General features: G+C 70.7%; 1 protein-coding gene. It reads left to right on the top strand.

The features are described from left to right. The coding region (locus tag ABT300_RS44125) for an MATE family efflux transporter (RefSeq protein ID WP_351688839.1) at window positions 1-1231 on the top strand (1231 nt) is incomplete at its 5' end. Window positions 1232-1336 lie beyond the last annotated feature (105 nt).

Below are 1336 nucleotides of genomic sequence, written 5' to 3'. Positions count from 1 at the left end.
CAACCAGCTGCGCACCATGGGCGTCGGCATGGTCACCGCGGTCGGCAACCAGGTTTCCGCCGCCTCCGCCCGGACCGACGAGGACGACGAACTCACCGACGCGGCGACCGAGGAGGTCCGCGACGTCGTCCGCGCCGCCCTCGCGCTGGCCACCCTGTCCGGCATCCTCGGCGCGGTCGTCATCCTGATCCTGGGGCAGGCCGTCGCCTTCCTCGGCCAGGACCCCGAGGTCGTCGACACGGCCTGGCCGATCCTGCTCACGCTCGCACCCGGCCTCGTCCCCTGCCTGTGGTTCCAGACGATCCGCCAGTTCACGGTCGGCATGCGCCGGCCCCAGGCCCTGCTCCAGATCACCATCGCCTCGGTCGCCGTCAACGCCGCCCTCAACTGGAGCCTGATCCACGGCACATGGATCCTGCCGGAACTGGGCCTGCCCGGCGTCGGCGTCGCCACCTCGCTCGTGTACGCCCTGACCTGCCTGGCCCTGTACGCCTCCGCGCGCCGTGACCCCCGGCTAGCCCCCCTGCTGGACATCCGCATCTGGAAGGCCCGCCCGGCCACCCTGCGCAAGCTCACCGGTCTCGGCCTTCCCATCGCCGCCACCTACGGCTCCGAGGCCGGGTTCTTCTCCGTCGTCGCCCTGCTGATCGGCACCTTCGGCAGCGCCGCCCTGGCCGCCCACACCGCCGTCAACCAACTCATCTACATCGTCTTCCAGATAGCAGTCGGCCTGTCCCACGCAGCGTCCCTCAACGTCAGCCGCGAACTCGCCCTGGACCGGATCGCGGCGGCCCGCCGTATCAAGAACACGGCGCTGGCCTGCGCGGCGGCCGTGATGGCGGTGGTCGGCGTCGTCTACCTCACCGTCCCCGGCCTGGTCCTGCGCCCCTTCCTCGACCCGTCGGGCCACGACGGGGCGAGCGCGACGGACATCGCCACGAACCTCCTCCTGATCGCGGCCGTCCTGCAATTCTTCGACTGCGCCCAGAACATCGGCGTCGGACTGCTCCGCGGACTCGACGACACCAGGAGCGGCTTCCGCATCACCCTCATCGGCTACTGGCTCATCGGCCTGCCCGCCGCCTGGCTCCTCGGCGACCTCGCCGACCTGGAGACCGTCGGCGTCTGGCTCGGCCTCCTCACCGGCCTCGCCGCCACCGCCCTGCTCCTGCTACGCCGCTACAACCAGTCCCTGAGCCGTCGCACAGCCGAACAACCGGCCCTCGCCTGACGAAGATGACGGTCATCCGGCGGGCGGCACATGTCGACGCATTCAGGATGAGCGGTCGCTGGGGTGACGGCACCCGGATCTTCGTTCTGCCCACCTCGGTCCACA

It is taken from the genome of Streptomyces sp. NPDC001027 (assembly GCF_040299045.1).
Classification (GTDB): Bacteria; Actinomycetota; Actinomycetes; order Streptomycetales; family Streptomycetaceae; genus Streptomyces.
The sequence above is the reverse complement of the archived record's forward strand: the minus strand, read 5'-3'. Positions and strand labels throughout refer to the sequence as shown.